Consider the following 17,495-nt stretch of genomic DNA (forward strand, 5'->3'; position numbering starts at 1 on the left):
TGCGAGGTGCTCGCGGGGGCTAGAAACTCAGAAATAAACGGATGACTTGATCGGTTTTGGTCGAATCGCCGCTTTTAAAATCGGCAAGAGCTGAAGTCAGCCAGAAATACACAACTACTTCAGACCATCCTTAGTCATTACGAGCTAATCGCCTTATTTAAGGGTCGGTTGACTTGCCAAAACAGAGTAGCTCAAGCAACAGAACCAAAGTCCCAAGTCGGTAACGAAAAACCGTGATAAACAGACGGGCTCAGGGATCAGTCGATTAAGCAGCCGCCTTCAAGCGAAAACTCAGGCGCAGCCCTTCGCCGGTGTTCTCAGCCCACATTATCCCGCCCTGCATCTGCATAGCACCACGGGCAATCGCCAGGCCCAAACCAAAACCATCGCCACCGGGTCGGGCGGTGGTGAGTCGGGTAAAAGGCAAAAACATCTGCTGCAGTTGGTCGGGAGCCACACCGCCGCCCTGATCCTCCAACCAGAACAGCCAGTCACCCTGTTCACGGCGGCCATCCAGACGGATCACGCCGTCAGGTGGGGAATGCCGAATGGCGTTGCGCAAGCCATTTTCCAGCGCCTGAGCCAAGGCATTGAGATGCCCATGAACGCAGCAGTCATCCGGCAGCAGGCAACGCAATTGAGCCTGCGGCCAGGCACTTTCAAAGCAGGCATCTTCGGCCAACAACGCCCAGAGTGACGGCAGGCTGATAGGTTCAAGTGGCGGTTGCGGACGCTCGTTGCCCAGCCAGATCAGCTCTAAAGTGTCATCCACCAATTGCTGCATGCAGCCGATTTCACGCTCCAGACGCTGACGCAATGGCTCAGCCTCAAGGCCACTTTCACAGGCCACGCGCAATCGGCTAAGGGGCGTGCGCAACTCGTGGGACAGATCGCACAACAATTGGCGTTGCACGTTCAACATGCCCTGCAAACGTTCCGCCATGTGATCGAAAGCGCGACCCAGTTCGCCCAACTCGTCGCGACGCGCGCTGATTTGGCTGGCCGTGCGCACGCTCAGTTTCTCATCACGCAAGGCATTAGCTTGTTCGCGCAGGTGCTGCAGTGGGGTAATCAGCAGACGATAAAGCACTGCACAGAGCAGCAATGCCAGCGCGCAAGGTAGCAGGCCATGCACCAGCAACTGGGCGTGCCAGGTAAAACCCTCAGGCATAAAGCGCGCAGGCAGTTGCATCGCCAATTGACCGCTGAGCGGTTCGAGTGGGAACGGCACGGCAATCACTGGCAAGCCTCTACTGCGCTTGCTCATCGGCCAGTCGATACGGCGCATCGCGGTCAAACGCTCGCTGTCTTGCAGACTCAAGGCCTGCGTGCCCAGCGCGCGCAAATCACGCCCTACCACCTTTAGCCACACAGGCTCCCGTTCTTGCATGTGCTGTTGCCATTGCGCCACACCCTCGGCACCGCCAGTGCGCCAGGCTTGCTCGGCCTGAGCGGCATAATCACGCAACTGCTGTTGCGCCGCGCTACTGAGCAGGTAACCGCGAAACTCGATGCGCCCACCCCAAGACCAACTGAGCCAGATGATCAGCAGACAAAACGCCATGACCAGCAGTGCCAGCCGCCAATACAGTGAATGACGCCCCGGCACGCTCACTCCTCCTCACGGGTGAAGACATAGCCTTTGCCCCACACCGTTTCCAACCGCCCGGCGCTGTAGCCCAATGCCTGCAATTTGCGCCGTAGGTGGCTGACATGCATGTCCAAGCTGCGGTCATGCCGTGAATAGGCGCGGCGCAACACCTGCTGATAAAGAAAGGCTTTGCTCATCACCGCCTGCGGATGGCGCAAAAACAGCTCCAACAGACGAAACTCGGTTTGCGTCAACTCTGCCCATTGCCTCTGGAGCGACACATCCATGCGTGCCTCATCAAGTTGCAACTGCGGGTCCAGCTCAACCTGCTGCAACTCGCGCCGCTCATAGGCCACACGGCGCAACACAGCAGCCACGCGCACCTTCACTTCATCCATGCTGAAGGGCTTGGGCAAATAATCGTCGGCACCCTGACTAAACCCGGCAATCCGGTCCTGTTCGCCGCCCAAGGCCGACATCAGAATAACCGGCACACTTCGCCGCTCGCGCAAGCGCTGCAGCGCCTGCAAACCCGTGATGCCGGGCAACAGAATATCGAGCAAGACCAGATCAAAATCACCCGTAGACGCCTGCTGTAGGCCTTCATTGCCGTCCTGACACAAGCAGACCTGATAGCCGACCGCACACAGTTGCTGTTGCACATGACTGGCCAGTAACGGATCGTCTTCCACCACAAGTATTCGGGCACTGGGCACGTGAGCGCTGAGCACGATAAAGACGCCTTCTCAAATGAGAACAATTCTACCCACTATAGAAGCGACACTCACCTAAAGATTCTCGCCGATTGAATCGCTACACTGCCGAACATTCCCCCAGGAGGCGTCGCGTGATAAAGGATTTAGGCATCAAAGGCCGTGTGCTAATGCTCACCCTGCTGCCCACCAGCTTGCTGGCGTTGGTATTGGGTGGTTATTTCACTTGGGTGCAGCTCTCGGGCCTGCAAGGGCAGTTGGTGCAACGCGGGGAGATGATTATCGAGCAACTCGCCCCGTTGGCAGCACCTGCGCTCAATAGCGGCGACCGTGATGTACTGCAACGCATTGCCAATCAAGCCTTGGAGCAACCCGATGTGCGCGCCGTGAGCTTTCTGGCGAGCGAACGCAGTCCCCTGGCGCATGCCGGCCCCAGCATGCTCAACAGTCTGCCGAGCGTAAGCCAACAGCAACCCGCACAAAGCAGCAACCCAGATGCCACGCGCTTTCTTTTGCCTGTCTACGAACAGCACTTAAGCCTTACCGGCCAAGCCACCGATAAACCCGGTAGCCAATTGCTCGGTTGGGTGGAGTTGGAGCTGTCGCACCACAGCACCTTGCTCAGCGGTTACCGCAGCCTGCTGGCCAGCCTGCTGCTGATTGTCACCGGTTTGATGGTCACCGCTCTGCTGGCGGTGCGCATGAGCCGCACCATCAACGAGCCGTTGCGGCAAATCAAACACAGCGTCGCCCAGCTTAAAGACGGCCATCTGCAAACACGCCTGCCGCCGCTGGGCAGCCATGAACTGGACGAGTTGGCCTCGGGCATCAACCGCATGGCCGAGTCCCTGCAAAATGCCCAGGAAGAGCTGCAACACAGCGTGGATCAAGCCACCGAAGACGTGCGGCAAAACCTGGAAACCATCGAAATCCAGAACATTGAACTGGACCTGGCGCGCAAAGAAGCGCTGGAAGCCAGCCGCATCAAGTCGGAATTTCTCGCCAACATGAGCCATGAAATCCGCACGCCGCTCAATGGCATTCTTGGCTTCACCAAGTTACTGCAAAAAAGCGAACTCACCCCGCGCCAGCAAGACTACCTGGGCACCATCGAAAAATCCGCCGACAGCCTGCTGGCGATCATCAACGAGATTCTCGACTTCTCGAAAATTGAAGCCGGCAAGCTGGTACTGGAAAACATTCCGTTCAACCTGCGCGATGTGCTGCAAGACACCCTGACCATCCTCGCCCCCGCCGCTCATGTTAAACAGCTGGAGTTGCTCAGCCTGGTTTATCGCGACACGCCGCTGTCGCTGATTGGCGACCCGCTGCGCCTGAAACAGGTGCTGACCAATCTGGTGAGCAATGCCATCAAATTCACCCGTTCCGGCACCATTGTCATCCGCGCCATGCTGGAGGATGAAAGTGCAGACCAGGCACAACTGCGCATCAGCGTGCAGGACACCGGCATCGGCCTGTCTGATGACGACCTGCGCGAACTGTTCCAGGCGTTCAGCCAGGCTGACAACTCACTCAGTCGCCAGGCTGGCGGCACGGGCCTGGGGCTGGTGATTTCCAAACGCTTGATCGAACAGATGGGCGGTGAAATTGGCGTCGACAGCACACCTGAGCAGGGCTCGGAATTCTGGATCACCCTCAACCTGCCCAAAGCCCGCGACGACGCCGAAGACCTACCGCGGCCGCCGCTGCTTGGCCGCCGTGTGGCGGCCCTGGAACACCACGATTTGGCCCGCCAAGCCCTGCAACACCAGCTTGAAGACTGCGGCCTGATCGTCAGCAGTTTCGAAAACCTCGACAGCCTGCTCAATGCCGTCACCGACGCCCGGCATAGCGCCCAACCAATTGAACTGGCGGTGCTCGGCGTCAGCACCCAAACCCTGCCGCCCGAGCGCCTGGAAGTGTACCTGCGTGACCTCGAACACCTGGGCTGCAAACCGCTGCTGCTATGCCCCACCACCGAGCATGCGCTGTACCAAACACTGCTGCCGGACGCCTACAGCCAACTACAAGCCAAGCCCCCTTGCACGCGCAAGCTGCAACGCGGCCTGGCCGAGCTTATCAGCCCGCTGCATAGCCCAGCTGAAGTCACCCACCAGCCGCCTAGCCGTGCGCCGGTCATCCTCTGCGTAGACGACAACCCGGCCAACCTGTTGCTGGTGCAAACCCTGCTTGAAGACATGGGCGCGCAAGTGACGGTGGCCAGCAGCGGCTTTGAAGCCGTGGAAAAAGCGGCCAAACACCTCTACGACCTGATCTTTATGGACGTGCAAATGCCGGGCATGGACGGCCGCCAAGCCACGCAAGCAATACGTCAGCACGAGAACACCCAAGAGCTAAACCCGGTGCCGATTGTCGCCCTCACGGCCCACGCCTTGGCCAACGAGAAACGCGCGCTGTTGCAAAGCGGCCTGGACGATTACCTGACCAAGCCGATCAGCGAACGCCAGTTGGCCCAGGTGGTGCTGAAATGGACCGGCCTGGCGTTGCGCAATCAGCCAAGCGAACACAGCCTCAGCAGCAGCGCCAAACCTAGCCTCAGCGTACTGGATAACGAAGAAGGCCTGCGCCTGGCCGCCGGTAAAGCTGATCTCGCCGCCGACATGTTGAACATGCTCCTGGCCGGCCTGCCCGGCGACCGCCAGGCCATTCGCCAGGCCCGCGAAAGCGCTGAGCGCAACAGCCTGATCGAACGCGTGCATCGCCTGCACGGCGCCACCCGTTACTGTGGCGTACCGCAACTACGCGCCGCCTGCCAACGCAGCGAAACCCTGCTCAAACAGAACGACCCAGCCGCCCAACAAGCCCTGGACGAACTGGATGCGGCCATTGAGCGACTGGCCGACTATGCGCTGACCAGCGCCTAAAAATTCAGAGGATGCCCATGCGCGTTGTTCTATTCAGCAGCAAACCCTACGACCAGCAGAGCTTCAACGCCGCCGCACTGCCTCAAGACTGGCAGCTGAACTTTCAGGACGCTCACCTGCGCGCGGATACCGCCGGCCTGGCGGCGGGGTATGAGGTGGTGTGCGCGTTTATCAACGACGACCTCAGTGCCACGGTGCTGCAGCAACTGGCAGCAGGCGGAACCCGGCTGATTGCCCTGCGCTCGGCCGGTTACAACCACGTTGATCTGCACGCCGCGCAGCGCCTTGGCTTAACCGTGGTACGGGTACCCGCCTATTCACCGCACGCCGTCGCCGAACATGCGCTGGCCTTGATCATGACCCTAAACCGCCGCACGCACCGCGCGTTTAACCGCACCCGCGAGGGGGATTTCAGCCTACGCGGGCTCACCGGTTTTGATCTGCACGGCAAAACTGTCGGCATTATCGGTGCGGGGCAAATCGGCCTGACGTTCGCTCGCATCATGGCCGGTTTTGGCTGCCACCTGCTGATCAATGACCCTTTGCCAGTGGCGCAGTTAAATCAGCTGGGCGCGCAGCAGGTGAGTCTGGATGAGGTGCTGCAACGCAGCGACATCATCAGCCTGCATTGCCCACTGAACGCTGCCACCCACCATTTGATCAACGCCGCGCGCCTGCAGCAGATAAAACGCGGCGTCATGCTGATCAACACCGGACGCGGCGCACTGATCGACACCCCAGCCCTGATTGGCGCACTGAAAAGCGGCCAACTGGGCTACCTGGGCCTGGATGTGTATGAAGAAGAAGCCGACCTGTTCTTCGAGGATTGCTCAGAGCAACCGCTGCAGGATGATGTGCTGGCGCGCTTGCTAAGCTTCCCCAATGTGCTGATCACCGCGCACCAGGCTTTTCTCACCCACGAAGCCCTGGCGGCCATTGCCAACACCACCCGCGACAACATAACCGCCTGGCTGGCCGGTAAACCCATCAATCAGCTGCTTCCGAGCGCGTGATAGCATTTGCATCTATTTGGAGGATTCATGGCTGAACACGACTTTCGCTACAACCTGCTCAACCCCGAGCACACCCTGATTGAATGCCGCGCATTGGCACCGGGCCGTTATCAGGTCACCGGCAATGGCGGCTCGATCCAAAGCGGAGACACCTTACTGGTAACGCTGAAAGGCAGCCGCGAGCTGTCCATGCGCCTGCAGGCTGACAAAGTCCGCCACCTGATCAACCCGCGTGGCCAGTGGGTAGCTGTAGCCACCGGGCCGGCCTTCAAGGAATTGGCGATTTTCAACTGGCAGGCCAACTGTGACAGCTGCAATGCGCAACTGAATTTCGAGTTTGCCGTTGATGCCAGCCTCGGCAAAAAAGCCCAGGCGCCGGCTGCCGAGGCGCGTATCAAGGAACTCGGTTGGCCGAAAAACGCCAAGCACCTGTGCCCCGCGTGCATCAACAAGGAGGCTGCATGAAACGCGTACTGACGATCGGCCTGCTCGCTGCAGGCTTGATGGGCTGCGCCACGCCTGAAGCGCAACTGGAAACAGAGCACACCTACCGGGTGGAATGGATTGGCGAGCGCCCGCTGATCGACCGCAGCAACCTGACCATAATTTTCGGTCAAGACGGCCGTGCCTACGGTAACGCCGGCTGTAACCACTGGTTCGCCGATTACACGCTGGACGGAAAAACACTGACCTTCAGCACACCCGGCAGTACGCGCAAACTCTGTGCGCCCGCGCTGATGGAGCAAGAACAACGCTTCCTCAGCAGCCTCGGCCAAGTCCAGCGCTGGGACTTCTCCGCCATCGAACAACTGCGTTTGTGGCCGGCCGAAGACAAACCGCTGCGCCTGTGGCACGAAACGCCGTAACGTCCACGTCATCACCGAACGCCCAATAAAAAATCCGCTGCCAGTGTCCTGACAGCGGATTTTTTATTGGGCTGGCCTGCGGGAGACAAACTCGGTTAACCCGTGTTATGCCTCCTCAGGCGAACCGGCGCGATATTAATCTTCGCGATAACGACGCAGCTTGAGCGGCTTGCCACCCACACGGGTGTCTTTCAGCTTGCCCAACAGGCGATCAAGACCTTCTTCCGGCAACTCGACCAGGCTGAAGCTCTCGCGCACCTGGATGCGACCGATATCTTCACGGACCAGGCCGCCTTCATTGAGGATTGCACCCAGCAGGTTCTTCGCGGCGATACCGTCGCGAGCGCCCAAGGCGGTACGGCAACGCGCTTTGCCTTCACTCAACGGTACTGGAGCACGACGCTCACGGCCGCCTTCGCGCTCAGGACGATCACCGCCACGGTCACTGCGCTCGCTGCGTTCACGCGGAGCGCTGCTGCCGCTACCCGGAACCAGCGGCTGATCACGCTGGACTTCAGCCAGGGTCAGGGCTTGGCCATTGGTGGCCTTGCGCAGCAGAGCGGCAGCCAAAGCACGTGGGCTGCAACCGATGTCGGCCGTCAAGCGATCAAGCAGATCACCATGGCTGGCTTCAGCATCGGCCACCAGCGGTGCCAAGCTGTTGGTCAACTTCTTGATGCGTGCGTCCAGTACTTGCTGGGCGTCCGGCAGCTTCACTTCACCGACTTTCTGCCCGGTTACACGCTCGATCACCTGCAGCATGCGACGCTCACGTGGCGTTACCAGCAGCAGCGCACGACCGGTACGACCAGCACGACCGGTACGGCCGATACGGTGAACGTAGGATTCCGGATCGTAAGGCATGTCCACGTTCATCACGTGGGTGATGCGCGGTACGTCAAGGCCGCGAGCGGCAACGTCAGTGGCGATCACGATGTCCAGGCGGCCATCTTTCAGCGAATCGATGACGCGCTCACGCTGGTTCTGCGCGATGTCGCCGTTCAATGCGGCAGCCTTGTAGCCCTTGGCTTCCAGCGCGGCGGCCAGGTCCAGGGTAGCTTGCTTGGTACGCACGAAACCGATCAGCGCGTCGAACTCTTCGACTTCCAGCAGACGCAGGACAGCGGCGTGCTTCTGGTCGGCGTGAACCATCAGATGCACCTGTTCAATAGCAGTTACGGTCTGGGTTTTGGTTTCGATTTTGACGTGCTTAGGATCACGCAGGTGTTTTTCTGCGATGGCACGGATTGAGTGCGGCAGCGTGGCGGAGAACAACACGCTCTGACGGCTTTCCGGCATGGCCTTGAAGATGACTTCGAGGTCATCCATAAAGCCCAGCTTGAGCATTTCGTCCGCTTCGTCGAGGACCAGGTGCTGAATAGTCGACAGCACTTTCTCGTCGCGACGCAGATGGTCAACCAGACGACCTGGGGTAGCCACAACAATTTGTGCGCCATTGCGGATGGCCTTGAGCTGTGGGCCCATCGGCGCACCGCCGTAAACGGCAATAACACTGACGCCCGGCATTTGCTTGGCGTAGGTTTCAAACGCAGTGGCAACCTGCAACGCCAGTTCACGCGTCGGTGCCAGGATCAGCGCTTGTGGCTGACGCTTGGCCGGGTCGATACGGCTGAGGATTGGTAAAGCAAAGGCTGCGGTTTTACCGGTGCCGGTCTGCGCCTGGCCGATCATGTCGTGGCCAGCGAGGATGACTGGAATCGCTTGAATCTGAATAGCCGAAGGCTCTTCATAGCCAGTAGCGATTACAGCAGCGAGAACATTGGGGTGTAGATCGAGAGCGGCGAAGCCGCCGATTTCCTGGGTCATGGGTCTGCCTCTAGTGCATCCGCAAAGACCCATATTCCAAAGCTACGCATGCCGTGTAAGACCCGGAGGTCACCCTGGCAGCCATGTCAGCGGGGATTTGCGAAAACGTGTGATAAATGAATCGTCAAGGATAGTCCGCAAAAGGGACTAACTGCCAAAGTTAACCTTCGGGCGAGCTGTACTACCTGAACGTGGCCAAGAATTGACCGGCGCGCACTATACCGGAAAACCTGGCTGATGTGCCGACTTTTCCACAAATAGATCATTAATAGCGCGTATACCTCGCCATACAGCCATCCTCTGATAGCCTGCTCAAAGCGCTTCACAGCCCAACCCATAGGAGTCAGCCCCATGAGCCAAAGCAGTAACGGCCGCGTCAGCCGTGAAAAACGCGGTGCCATCATGTTGATCGGCCTCGATCGCGCGAGTAAGCGCAACGCCTTCGACATGCCCATGCTGGATGACATGTGCCTGGCTTATGGCGAGTTCGAACGTGACGATGAGGCGCGGGTGGCGCTGGTGTTTGCCCACGGCGAGCACTTCACCGCAGGGCTGGACCTGGCCAACGTGGCGGCTCAGTTTGCCGCCGGTTGGAAAATACCCGAAACAGGCTGCGACCCCTGGGGCGTTTTTGGCGGGCCGCGCGTGAGCAAGCCGGTGATCGTTGCTGCGCAAGGCTACTGCTACACCATCGGCATCGAGCTGATGCTCGCCTCAGACATCAACCTGTGCTCCAGCAACACCCGCTTTGCGCAGATGGAAGTGCAGCGCGGCATCTTCCCCTTTGGCGGAGCCACCCTGCGTATGCATCAGACGGCGGGCTGGGGTAATGCCATGCGCTGGCTGCTCACCGGGGATGAGTTCGATGCCCATGAAGCCTACCGCTTGGGGCTGGTGCAAGAGGTGGTGGCCAGCGAAGAATTAATGCCTAAAGCGCTGTGGCTAGCCGAGCGTATTGCCGCGCAAGCTCCGCTTGGCGTGCAAGCCACCTTGGCCTCCGCACGCCAGGCGGTGGTGGAAGGCCCGAATGCTGCGGCCGCCAGCCTGCATAAAACCGTCACACGGCTGATGGCCAGTGAAGATGCGCAGGAAGGTGTAAAGGCCATGCTTGAACGCCGGCCGGGTGACTTCAAAGGTCGATAAGCCCGCTCGCTCTACGCCACACTGGCACAGCCAGTTGGCGTAGAGCGCAGCTAAATCGAGCAAATAGGAGCACGGTGTTTCTCGCCCCGCACCATAAGAAAACCGACGACGAGCTCAGGTCGCCGGACGCAACGCGTTAATCAACGATTCCAGCGAATAACCGAACTGCGGCGCCAGCAGCGCATTGCGGCGGCGCAGCTCAGCAAAATCAATCTCTTGATCCACATCAGCGGGGATCAATAACACCACGTTGCCCTCTTTCACCGGGCATTCCCAGTAATGCCGGTGGTAAAGGCCGCGCAGCAGTGGCGCGCCGAGTGGCTTGCCGTCATTGCCGGCCCACTGATTAATAATCAACCAACCGCCGGGATTAAGCTGCTTCTGGCAGTCTTCCAGAAAGCGCCAGGCCAGATGCCCGGTGGCCGGCCCGTGGTCGGTATACAGGTCAACAAACAGCAGGTCGGTTTTCTCGGCGCTGTCCAGCAGTTGCATGGCATCGCCAATGCGGATGGTCAGGCGCGGATCGTCGGTCAGGCCCATGTGTTCCATAGCAAGGCGCGGCACATCGGGACGCAGTTCGATCACTTCCACATCGTCCAGCGGCAGGAACTTCAGGCAGGCCTGCGTCAGGTTGCCCGCACCCAACCCCAGAAACAGCGCGCTCTCCGGCTGTTCATGGCACAGCGCACCGAGCAGCATGGCGCGGGTGTAGTCGTACTCCAGCCAGCTGGGGTCAGGCATGTACACGCAGCTCTGCTCAATCGCCTCACCGAATTCAAGAAAACGGTAGGCCCCCATCTCGACCACCTGAATTACGCCAAAGGCGTCATGCACTTCAGCGATCAAGACCGGGTCAGGCATCTGACCAACCGGGGGTAAACCTGGCATCCCGCACACTCCACCGTGACATCTGCGACCATTCCGGCCGCAGGAAAGGCGCTAATTGTCATTGAGCCAACGCCCCCCGGTCACGCAATAATTTGCCTTATCAAGCCACCTGCCCTGCGCGGATGGTTAAAACAATAAAAACAACGATCGAGGTTTGCCATGCACGCCATCATCGGTGCCGCCCCCCCGCATAAGATGACGTGAGTCAGCAGACTGACTTTGGGCCTTTTCTGGGGCCTGTATTAGAGCGCTGCCAGACCGCGTGCCAGATCGGCCTTAAGGTCGACCAAGTCTTCCAGACCCACAGCAACGCGGATCAGGTTGTCGCGAATACCGGCATTGGCACGCTCGGCCGGAGTCAAACGGCCATGCGAAGTGGTCGCCGGATGTGCGATGGTGGTTTTCGTATCACCCAGGTTGGTGGTGATGGAAATCACCCGCGTGGCATCGATAAAACGCCAGGCAGCTTCTTTACCGCCCGCCACCTCAAAGCTGACCACAGCACCGAAGGCGCTCTGCTGACGCTTGGCCAGTTCATGCTGAGGGTGGCTGGGTAAACCGGCGTAATACACGTGCTCAATACCGGGCTGCTGCTCCAGCCACTGCGCCAAGTGCAGCGCACTGGCGCAATGGGCCTGCATACGGATGCGCAGGGTTTCCAGGCCTTTGAGGAAGATCCAGGCATTGAAGGGGCTCAGCGTCGGCCCGGCGGTGCGCAGAAAACCCACCACATCGGCCATCAACTTGGCCGAGCCCGCCACCACCCCACCCATGCTGCGGCCTTGGCCGTCGATGTACTTGGTGGCCGAATGCATCACCACATCCGCACCGAGCTTGATCGGCTGCTGCAAGGCCGGGGTGCAAAAGCAGTTGTCCACCGCCAGCAACGCGCCGTTGCGATGGGCGATGTCGGCCAGCGCGGCGATGTCCACCAACTCGGCCAGCGGGTTGGACGGAGACTCGACAAACAGCAACTTGGTGTTGGGCTTGAAGGCAGCCGCCCAGCCGTCGAGATCCGCCAACGGCACATAATCAACCTGCACACCAAAGCGCTTGAGGTACTTCTCGAACAGGCTGATGGTCGAGCCGAATACGCTGCGCGACACCAGCACATGGTCACCCGCACTGCACAGGCTCATGACAATAGCCAGAATCGCCGACATGCCAGACGAGGTCGCCACGGCTTGCTCGGCCCCTTCCAGCGCGGCGATACGCTCTTCAAAGGCACGTACGGTCGGGTTGGTATAGCGCGAGTAAACATTGCCCGGCACTTCGCCAGCAAAGCGCGCAGCCGCATCGGCCGCAGAACGGAACACGTAGCTGGACGTCGGATAAATCGCCTCGCTGTGCTCGCCCTCGGGGGAGCGATGCTGACCGGCGCGCACCGCCAAGGTGTCGAAGCCGACGCCTTCAAGATCGCTGTCCAGACGTCCCGCTTGCCATTCCTGACTCATACCTACCTCTTCACAGCAAAAGCCCGGATAGGCTCCGGGCTAAAGATTGCAAACGGGCCCGCATACATCCGGGCCGACCGCCAAGAACTAATGGCTTAGTTGTTGTACAGGTCGATAATCGCGCTGACCGCCTGCGACTTGACCTTCGAAACATCGTTGCGCGCCTGCTCAATCTTGTTCAGATAAGCCTCGTCAACGTCACCGGTGACGTACTTGCCGTCGAATACCGCGCAGTCGAAATTGTCGATCTTGATCTTCTTGCTGCCGCTGACGGCCTCGATCAGGTCTGGCAGATCCTGATAGATCAGCCAGTCAGCACCGATCAGCTCGCAAACTTCTTCAGTGGTGCGACCGTGCGCAATCAACTCGTGGGCGCTAGGCATGTCGATGCCGTACACGTTCGGGTAACGCACCGCTGGCGCTGCCGAGCAGAAGTAAACGTTCTTCGCCCCGGCTTCGCGGGCCATCTGGATGATCTGCTTACAGGTGGTGCCGCGCACGATGGAGTCATCCACCAGCATCACGTTCTTGCCACGAAACTCCAGTTCGATGGCATTGAGCTTCTGGCGCACGGATTTTTTGCGTGCGGCCTGACCGGGCATGATGAAGGTGCGGCCGATGTAACGGTTTTTCACGAAGCCTTCGCGGAACTTCACACCCAAGTGGTTGGCCAACTCCAGCGCAGCGGTGCGGCTGGTATCCGGAATCGGGATGACCACGTCGATGTCATGCTGCGGACGCTCACGCAGAATTTTATCGGCCAGCTTCTCGCCCATGCGCAGACGCGCCTTGTACACCGAGATGCCGTCCATGATCGAATCCGGACGCGCCAGGTAGACGTGTTCGAAGATGCACGGCGCGTACTTCGGGTTCGCCGCGCACTGACGGGTAAACAGCTTGCCTTCCTCGGTGATGTACACCGCTTCGCCCGGTGCCAGGTCACGGATCAAGGTAAAGCCAAGCACGTCGAGCGACACGCTTTCCGAGGCGATCATGTATTCGACGCCTTCATCGGTGTGACGCTGGCCGAAGACAATCGGGCGAATGCCGTTAGGGTCGCGGAAACCGACAATGCCGTAGCCGGTGATCATCGCCACCACCGCGTAGCCACCCAGGCAGCGCTCGTGCACGTCGGTCACAGCGGCGAACACGTCTTCTTCGGTGGGCTGCAGTTTGCCGCGTTGCGCCAGCTCGTGCGCGAACACGTTAAGCAGTACTTCCGAGTCGGAATTGGTGTTGACGTGGCGCAGGTCAGATTCGTAAATCTCCTTGGCCAGTTGTTCAACATTGGTCAGATTGCCGTTGTGCGCCAGGGTGATGCCGTACGGCGAGTTGACGTAGAACGGCTGCGCTTCGGCCGAGCTGGAGCTGCCAGCCGTCGGGTAACGCACGTGGCCAATGCCCATGTGGCCGACCAGGCGCTGCATGTGGCGCTGTTGGAAGACGTCACGCACCAGGCCGTTATCCTTGCGCAGGAACAGACGGCCATCGTGGCTGGTGACAATACCGGCAGCGTCCTGGCCGCGATGCTGAAGAACGGTAAGCGCGTCATACAGCGCCTGATTAACGTTCGATTTACCGACGATGCCGACAATGCCGCACATGTGACGCAACCCCTACTCAATGAAACACGAAAACTCTGAATGCACGCGCAACCGTTAAGGCTGCAGCAGCGCCTCTTTAAACGGTAGCTCCACCGGCGCCGTTACACCGCTGGCCAGCCATTGGCTGGACAAGCCTAGAATCAAATTCTTCGACCAGTCCGCCACCAGCAAAAAATGAGGTACGAGCGTTGATTGTTGCCACCAGCTGTCCTGTTCAACCGGTGCCAGGCTGATCAACCCCACCAGCACCACGACCAGCAAACCGCCGCGCGCAGCACCGAAAACCATACCGAGGAAACGGTCTGTACCGGACAAACCCGTGACCCGAATCAGCTCACTGATCAGATAATTGACCAGCGCACCCACCATGAGTGTCAGCACAAACAAAATGGCACAACCGGCGATAACCCGCGCCGAAGGCATGTCGATATAAGGGACCAGATGCTGTGACAGCGCACCGCCAAACATCCAGGCCACTACGCCTGCAATGATCCAGGTGAGCAACGACAGGGCTTCCTTGACGAAGCCTCGGCTCAGACTGATCAAACTTGAAACAGCCACTATGGCGATAATCGCCCAATCAACCCAGGTGAATGCCACGATGCAGATTACCGACGGGAAAGGCGCGGCATTTTAGCAGAGCCCCCGCCAAGGGGTAAGCAAAGGATTTAACCCAAGGGGAATTGCTTGCCGCACAGGTCTAAGCGCCAATACGGCAAAGCACGCGGTACGACTAATTAGTTTCAGGCTGGAAGCGAACCACAAAACCATTCAGTTTGTGCTGGCGATTGAGCTGATCTCGCACGCGATTGGCCTCCGCACGCTCGATTAAAGGCCCGACAAACACTCGATTCATACCGTCAAAGGTACGGGTGTAAGCGTTGTAACCTTGGCTGCGCAGGGTTTTCTGCAAGGCTTGAGCTCCCTCGCGACTGGACAGGCTGGCGAGTTGCACCGACCAGCTAATCGGCAAGCTATTGGCGTCGAGTTTGTTCGCGACAGGCGCTTCAACTAAAGGCTTTGGCTCGGGAGGAGTCACAGCCGGGGCGACGGACGTCGTTGCAGCAGCGGCAACTGGGGCTGAAACAGGGGCAGGATTAGGCACGGGAGTATCGACCAGCGGCTCATCAACCAGCGTCTGTGGCTCAGGCACGACAACCGGCTCCAACTCAACCACTGGCATGCTCGGCGCTGCAGGCATCTGCGGCGCATCGACCTGCACATGACGCAATTCATCTTCACGCGATAACAGCATGGGCAGGAAAATCACCGCCAGCGCCAACAACACCAATGCACCGACTATGCGCTGCTTTAGCCCACTATCCAGCAATGCCATCCTGCACGCTCCCATTGGCTTGACGGGCCAGCCAATCCAGGGCCTCGGCCACGCAAAAGAAAGATCCAAACAACAGCACTTCATCACCCGACGAAGCCTGCACACATAGCGCCTCGATTGCTGCCGGGACATCCGCATGCACCGTCGCATTCGCCCCGACGCTCTGCAAATACACCTGCAACTCTGCACCCTCACGACTGCGACTGGTAGGCAACGTGGTCACCGCCCAAAGGTGAATCTCACTCAACAACGGTGCGACAACACCGGCCAGATCTTTGTCTGCCAACAACCCAAACACAGCCAGACGCTTACCTGCCGCGGGCCGACTGTTCAGGCGTTGCGCCAGGTACTCAGCAGCATGGGGATTATGCCCAACATCCAGCAGCAGCGTGAGTGACTTACCCTGCCAGTTGAACGCCCGTCGATCAAGGCGACCGGTTACACGCGTGCGCAGCAGCGCCTCACGGATAACTTCAGGCTGCCAAGGCAGCTGCATAATGGCATAGACCTGCAAAGCCAACGCGGCGTTCTCCATGGGCAGATCCAGCAACGGCAACTGCTCCAGCGTTAACACTTCGCCGCGCTCGTTAAGCCCGTTCCAGGACCATGTTTGCCCTTCAACAATCAGGTTGAAGTCGCGTCCACGCAAGAAGAATGGCGTATCCAGTCGCGCCACCTGATCCAGCAGCGGCTGAGGCGGGTCAAGATCACCGCACAGGGCGGGTTTGTCGGCGCGGAAGATGCCGGCTTTTTCAAAAGAAACCGACTCGCGGCTATTTCCAAGCCAATCGGCATGATCAATACCAATGCTGGTGACCACGGCAATATCGGCGTCCAACAGATTCACCGCATCCAGCCGACCACCCAGACCAACCTCAAGCACTAAAGCATCCAGATTGGCCTGTTGAAAGAGCCAAAAAGCAGCCAGCGTGCCCATCTCAAAGTACGTCAGCGAGGTTGCACCGCGCGCCGCTTCAACCACCGCGAAAGCCTCGCAGAGCATGGCATCAGTGGCTTCAACCGCCTCAATCTGCACACGCTCGTTGTAACGCAGCAGATGCGGTGAACTGTAGACACCCACTTTGAGCCCCTGAGCCTGTAGCAGAGACGCCACGAATGCACAGGTTGAACCCTTGCCGTTGGTGCCGGTGACCGTGATGATCCGTGGAGCGATCTGACCTAAATCCAGCCGCTGCAAAACCTCACGCGAGCGCTCCAACCCCATATCAATGGCGCTGGGATGCAGTTGCTCCAGATAACTCAGCCAATCGGCAAGGGAACGCGCGGTCATGCAGCGGCCGGCTCAACCACGGGCGATGGAAGACCCATCAATTGAGCCAACAGACGCGCCAGGCGCGGACGCAACTCAGCTCGGTGAATGATCATGTCGATAGCGCCGTGCTCAAGCAGGAACTCACTGCGCTGGAAGCCTTCAGGCAGCTTCTCACGCACAGTCTGCTCAATCACACGCGGGCCGGCGAAACCGATCAGCGCTTTGGGTTCGGCCACAATAATGTCGCCGAGCATCGCCAAACTGGCCGATACGCCGCCATACACAGGGTCGGTCAGAACGGAAATAAACGGAATACCTTCTTCACGCAGACGCGCGAGCACCGCTGAAGTCTTGGCCATCTGCATCAGGGAGATAAGCGCTTCCTGCATGCGCGCACCACCGGAAGCGGAGAAACATACCAGCGGGCAGCGCTGCTCCAGCGCCGCGTTGGCGGCACGCACAAAGCGCTCGCCGACGATGGCACCCATGGAGCCACCCATAAACGAGAACTCAAAGGCACATGTGACCACAGGCATGCCTTCCAGCGTGCCACGGATAGCAACCAGGGCATCTTTTTCGCCCGTCTGCTTTTGCGCGCCAGCCAGGCGATCTTTGTACTTTTTGCTGTCGCGAAACTTTAGACGATCGACCGGTTCAAGGTCAGCGCCCAGCTCTTCACGGCCTTCGGCATCGAGGAAAATATCCAAGCGCGCGCGCGCATCGATGCGCATGTGGTGATTGCACTTGGGGCAAACATCCAAGGTCTTTTCCAGCTCAGGCTTGTACAACACGGCGTCGCACGATGGGCATTTGTGCCACAGGCCTTCAGGCACCGAACTCTTTTTGACCTCGGAACGCATGATCGATGGGATCAGTTTATCTACCAACCAGTTGCTCATGCT

Annotated in this window: 15 protein-coding genes; 5 read left to right on the forward strand and 10 right to left on the reverse strand. The window is 59.3% G+C overall.

Going from position 1 to position 17,495, the window contains the following annotated elements; all coding sequences use genetic code 11:
• Positions 1-265 precede the first annotated feature (265 nt).
• The gene (locus tag AUK77_RS09650) at positions 266-1,564 is read right to left on the reverse strand and encodes a sensor histidine kinase (protein ID WP_296128924.1); all 1,299 of its coding nucleotides are present in this window, start codon (positions 1,562-1,564) and stop codon (positions 266-268) included.
• A gap of 47 nt (positions 1,565-1,611) precedes the next feature.
• A complete protein-coding gene (locus tag AUK77_RS09655) occupies positions 1,612-2,322 on the reverse strand; it encodes a response regulator transcription factor (protein ID WP_296128827.1) in 711 nt (236 codons plus the stop codon).
• A 116-nt stretch (positions 2,323-2,438) separates the two neighbouring features.
• Between AUK77_RS09655 and AUK77_RS09660 the strand changes: the two genes are divergently transcribed.
• Genes AUK77_RS09660 through AUK77_RS09675 form a run of 4 tightly spaced genes read left to right on the forward strand, consistent with a single transcriptional unit; the run spans position 2,439 to position 7,068 of the window.
• Complete coding sequence (locus AUK77_RS09660) at positions 2,439-5,189, forward strand: ATP-binding protein (RefSeq protein WP_296128830.1); 2,751 nt, start codon at positions 2,439-2,441, stop codon at positions 5,187-5,189.
• Between the two features lie 17 nt (positions 5,190-5,206).
• Positions 5,207-6,202 carry a 2-hydroxyacid dehydrogenase gene (locus AUK77_RS09665; protein ID WP_296128832.1) on the forward strand — a complete coding sequence of 332 codons (996 nt, stop codon included), beginning with the start codon at positions 5,207-5,209 and terminating at the stop codon, positions 6,200-6,202.
• A 27-nt stretch (positions 6,203-6,229) separates the two neighbouring features.
• Entirely contained in the window at positions 6,230-6,667 is a 438-nt protein-coding gene (locus tag AUK77_RS09670) for a hypothetical protein (RefSeq protein WP_296128834.1), read from the forward strand.
• A complete protein-coding gene (locus AUK77_RS09675; RefSeq protein ID WP_296128837.1) occupies positions 6,664-7,068 on the forward strand; it encodes an META domain-containing protein in 405 nt (134 codons plus the stop codon). Before AUK77_RS09670 ends, AUK77_RS09675 begins: the two co-directional genes overlap by 4 nt.
• A gap of 135 nt (positions 7,069-7,203) precedes the next feature.
• Here AUK77_RS09675 and AUK77_RS09680 read toward each other — a convergent pair whose 3' ends face one another.
• Positions 7,204-8,928 (reverse strand): DEAD/DEAH box helicase, encoded by a 1,725-nt coding sequence (locus AUK77_RS09680; protein WP_296128839.1) that lies wholly within the window; start codon positions 8,926-8,928, stop codon positions 7,204-7,206.
• Between the two features lie 318 nt (positions 8,929-9,246).
• On the opposite strand from AUK77_RS09680, the gene AUK77_RS09685 reads away from it, so the two are divergent.
• Positions 9,247-10,038, forward strand: coding sequence for a crotonase/enoyl-CoA hydratase family protein (locus tag AUK77_RS09685; RefSeq protein WP_296128842.1), 792 nt, complete (start codon positions 9,247-9,249; stop codon positions 10,036-10,038).
• A 114-nt stretch (positions 10,039-10,152) separates the two neighbouring features.
• On the opposite strand, the gene AUK77_RS09690 is transcribed toward AUK77_RS09685, so the two are convergent.
• From AUK77_RS09690 to accD, 7 genes are all read right to left on the reverse strand, one after another.
• Positions 10,153-10,926 carry a spermidine synthase gene (locus tag AUK77_RS09690; RefSeq protein ID WP_296128846.1) on the reverse strand — a complete coding sequence of 258 codons (774 nt, stop codon included), beginning with the start codon at positions 10,924-10,926 and terminating at the stop codon, positions 10,153-10,155.
• 242 nt (positions 10,927-11,168) lie between these two features.
• Positions 11,169-12,380 (reverse strand): O-succinylhomoserine sulfhydrylase, encoded by a 1,212-nt coding sequence (locus AUK77_RS09695; RefSeq protein WP_296128848.1) that lies wholly within the window; start codon positions 12,378-12,380, stop codon positions 11,169-11,171.
• Between the two features lie 95 nt (positions 12,381-12,475).
• Positions 12,476-13,984: an amidophosphoribosyltransferase gene (gene purF, locus AUK77_RS09700; RefSeq protein ID WP_296128927.1), complete on the reverse strand. Its 1,509-nt coding sequence runs from the start codon at positions 13,982-13,984 to the stop codon at positions 12,476-12,478.
• 54 nt (positions 13,985-14,038) lie between these two features.
• Positions 14,039-14,584, reverse strand: coding sequence for a CvpA family protein (locus tag AUK77_RS09705; RefSeq protein ID WP_296128853.1), 546 nt, complete (start codon positions 14,582-14,584; stop codon positions 14,039-14,041).
• 133 nt (positions 14,585-14,717) lie between these two features.
• The gene (locus tag AUK77_RS09710) at positions 14,718-15,320 is read right to left on the reverse strand and encodes an SPOR domain-containing protein (RefSeq protein WP_296128856.1); all 603 of its coding nucleotides are present in this window, start codon (positions 15,318-15,320) and stop codon (positions 14,718-14,720) included.
• A complete protein-coding gene (gene folC, locus AUK77_RS09715; RefSeq protein WP_296128861.1) occupies positions 15,304-16,611 on the reverse strand; it encodes a bifunctional tetrahydrofolate synthase/dihydrofolate synthase in 1,308 nt (435 codons plus the stop codon). Before folC ends, AUK77_RS09710 begins: the two co-directional genes overlap by 17 nt.
• The gene (accD, locus tag AUK77_RS09720; protein ID WP_296128864.1) at positions 16,608-17,492 is read right to left on the reverse strand and encodes an acetyl-CoA carboxylase, carboxyltransferase subunit beta; all 885 of its coding nucleotides are present in this window, start codon (positions 17,490-17,492) and stop codon (positions 16,608-16,610) included. The genes folC and accD overlap by 4 nt, the downstream gene beginning before the upstream one ends.
• Positions 17,493-17,495: the final 3 nt, after the last annotated feature.

The organism is Pseudomonas sp. Ga0074129 (genome assembly GCA_001465025.1).
Classification (GTDB): Bacteria; Pseudomonadota; Gammaproteobacteria; order Pseudomonadales; family Pseudomonadaceae; genus Aquipseudomonas.

Coding starts and splice junctions, on each gene's coding strand:
- folC (WP_296128861.1), bottom strand. CDS start 16,611: ATGACCGCGCGTTCCCTTGCCGATTGGCTGAGTTATCTGGAGCAACTG.
- AUK77_RS09670 (WP_296128834.1), top strand. CDS start 6,230: ATGGCTGAACACGACTTTCGCTACAACCTGCTCAACCCCGAGCACACC.
- AUK77_RS09685 (WP_296128842.1), top strand. CDS start 9,247: ATGAGCCAAAGCAGTAACGGCCGCGTCAGCCGTGAAAAACGCGGTGCC.
- AUK77_RS09690 (WP_296128846.1), bottom strand. CDS start 10,926: ATGCCAGGTTTACCCCCGGTTGGTCAGATGCCTGACCCGGTCTTGATC.
- AUK77_RS09665 (WP_296128832.1), top strand. CDS start 5,207: ATGCGCGTTGTTCTATTCAGCAGCAAACCCTACGACCAGCAGAGCTTC.
- purF (WP_296128927.1), bottom strand. CDS start 13,984: ATGTGCGGCATTGTCGGCATCGTCGGTAAATCGAACGTTAATCAGGCG.
- AUK77_RS09695 (WP_296128848.1), bottom strand. CDS start 12,380: ATGAGTCAGGAATGGCAAGCGGGACGTCTGGACAGCGATCTTGAAGGC.
- AUK77_RS09675 (WP_296128837.1), top strand. CDS start 6,664: ATGAAACGCGTACTGACGATCGGCCTGCTCGCTGCAGGCTTGATGGGC.
- accD (WP_296128864.1), bottom strand. CDS start 17,492: ATGAGCAACTGGTTGGTAGATAAACTGATCCCATCGATCATGCGTTCC.
- AUK77_RS09680 (WP_296128839.1), bottom strand. CDS start 8,928: ATGGGTCTTTGCGGATGCACTAGAGGCAGACCCATGACCCAGGAAATC.
- AUK77_RS09710 (WP_296128856.1), bottom strand. CDS start 15,320: ATGGCATTGCTGGATAGTGGGCTAAAGCAGCGCATAGTCGGTGCATTG.
- AUK77_RS09650 (WP_296128924.1), bottom strand. CDS start 1,564: ATGGCGTTTTGTCTGCTGATCATCTGGCTCAGTTGGTCTTGGGGTGGG.